This is a genomic window from Sulfuriferula thiophila (assembly GCF_003864975.1).
In the GTDB taxonomy this organism is placed as follows: Bacteria; Pseudomonadota; Gammaproteobacteria; order Burkholderiales; family Sulfuriferulaceae; genus Sulfuriferula; species Sulfuriferula thiophila.
The window spans coordinates 1-2,402 of record NZ_BHGL01000025.1 but is presented as its reverse complement, the minus strand read 5'-3'; the positions used below and the strand labels follow the sequence as shown (position 1 = coordinate 2,402).

1 pseudogene is annotated in these 2,402 nt (G+C 61.7%); it reads right to left on the bottom strand.

Annotation, left to right across the window (positions count from 1 at the left end):
* A pseudogene (locus EJE49_RS08830) lies at window positions 1-2,402 on the bottom strand (RHS repeat-associated core domain-containing protein); the annotation flags it as partial.

Here is a 2,402-nt window from a genome sequence, read left to right as displayed (position 1 = left end):
TACCGTCCCGTGGTGGGGTCATAATCCCGCGCCATGTTGTAGTGCAGCCCGGTCTCCGCATCATAGTATTGCCCAGGGAACCTGGGATTGAACGTGAACGTGCCCTGCCCGCTCGGGTTGCTGTTGGCAGCCCCGGCACTGAACGGGTCGGTCTGGTCGTTGCGCCATACGATGGTGTTGGCAGTATTGGTGATGAGCCTTGGGGTGTTCAGCTGATCGGTGTAGATGTAGTCGATCTGTGTTGCGCTTGGCAGTACGGCAACGGGGGTGTCGTCCAGATACACATAAGCGGTACTGCTGCTGACGTTGGTTTCATACACGAGGTGCCCTGCTGTGTCGTAGACGTAGCGGGTGGTGCTGCTGCCGCTGGTTTTGGCAGTGCGTTGCCCCTGGGCGTTGAGGCTGTAGCGGGTGACGTTGGTGGTGCGCCGGTTGACCGGGACGCTGACCTGGCTCATCCGTCCTCGGGCATCATAAGTGTAGGTGCGGGTGCCGTCTGCGGTGAGGTTGCCGGTGGCGTCATAGCTGTTGGTTTGGGCAGTAGGACCAGCGGTGCTGGTGAGGCGGTTGCTGGTGCTGCTGATGCTGTAGGGATAGCTGGTGGTGCCGACCATGAGTTGGGTGCGGTTGCCGTTGGCGTCATACTGGTAGCTCTGGTTGGCGCTGGGGGTGGCGTAGCTGGTGAGGCGGTTGAGTGGGTCGTAGGCGAGGGTCTGCGGGTTGGCAGGGTCGCTGATGCCGGTGATGCGTCCTGCGGTGTCGTAGCTGAGGGTTTTGACGGTGGTGTACAGCGGGTAGCTGCTGAGCAGGCCGTCGCTGTTGAAGCTGCGGCTGTAGCTGAGGCCGTTGCCCCAGGTCCAGGATTTGGCTGCGCCAAACGGTTGGTACTGGATGTTGGTCAGTAAGGGGGTGGTGTTGACGGTGAGGCTGCTGATGCGGCCCTGGGTGTAGTTGTAGCTGACGGTCTGGCCGTTCGGGTAGGTGAGCTGGGTGAGCTGACCAGTCGTGGCGTCATAGGCGTATTGCAGGGTGTCAACGCCCTGGGTTTGGCTGGTGAGGTGGCCGTATTGATCGTACTGGTAGCTGGTGGTGCCGCTGCTGTCGACCATTTGGGTGAGGCGGCCGATGCCGTTGCTGCCCTGGTCCCAGGTGTAAATTGCCTGGGTGCCGTCCTGGTAGGTGGCGGTGGTGATGCGGTTGAGGGCGTCATAACTGTAGCTGGTCGTCTGGTTCTTGGCGTCGACTTTGGTTTTGAGGTTGCCGGCGCTGTCATAGCTGTAGCTGGTGGTGCCGGTGTCGGGGCTGACGATGCGGGTGGTGTCGCCGAAGGCGTCCTGGCTGTAGCTGGTGTTGAGGGCGCGTGGGTCGGCTATCTGGGTGAGTTGGTCGAGCGGGTTGTAGCTGGCGGTGGTGGTGCCGAGGTTGGGGTCGGTGGCCTGGATGAGGCGGTTTAACGCGTCATACTGGTAGCTGGTGCTGTGGTTCAGGGCATCAGTGGTGTTGGTGAGGTTGCCGTTGGCGTCATATTGGTAGGTGGTGGTCTGGTTGACGGCACCGATGTCCTGGTAGAGGCGGTTCAGGGCGTCGAAGCTGCGGCTGTGGGTGGCGACATTGATGCCATTCGGATCATAAACGTCTTCGCGGGTGCGGTTGCCCATGGCGTCGAGGGTGTAGTGGATGTGGTTGCCCTGCCCGTCCTGGATGTCGGTGAGGCGATGGGCGGCATCATAGGTGTAACTGATGGTCTGGCCGCTGGGGAGGCTTATCTGGATGAGGTTGCCAGCGGGGTCGTAGCTGTATTGGGTGAGGAGGTTGCCTTGGGTGAGGCGGGTGAGGCGTTGTCTTAAGTCGTAGGTGAGGCTGGTCGTGAGGCCGTTGGGGTCGGTGAGGCTCAGGGGTTGGCTGTTGGCGTCGTATTGGGTGATGTTGGTGGTTTGGTTAAGGGCGTTAGTGACGCTGCTGATCTGGCCGCGGCAGCCGAGGGGGGCTGTGCCGTTGCAGGTGGCGGCGGGATCATAGTAGTTGGTGGTGGTGAGGTCAGTAACGTCGGTGCGGGGGCCGTCAACCACTTTGCTGAGGACGGCGCCGGGGACGGTGCTGGAATAAGTGTAGCTGGTATTCCAGCTGCGGGTGGTGCCGAGAGCAGTGTCCTGAACGCTGTATTGGGTGACGTTGCCGTGGCTGTCGTAGGTGTAGCGGGTAATTCTGCCGGGTTCGGTGATGCTGTCGGGCAGGCGGAAGTTGGTGTCCCAGACGGTGCTGATGGTGCGGGCCTGGGCTGTGCCAGCAGCTTCGGTGCGGCTGGTCTCGAGGTTGCGGCTGAGGTCGTAGGTATAGGTGGTGACGACGCCGTTGAAGTCGGTGCGTGAAGCGATGTTGCCGTTGGCGTCGTAGCTCAGGGC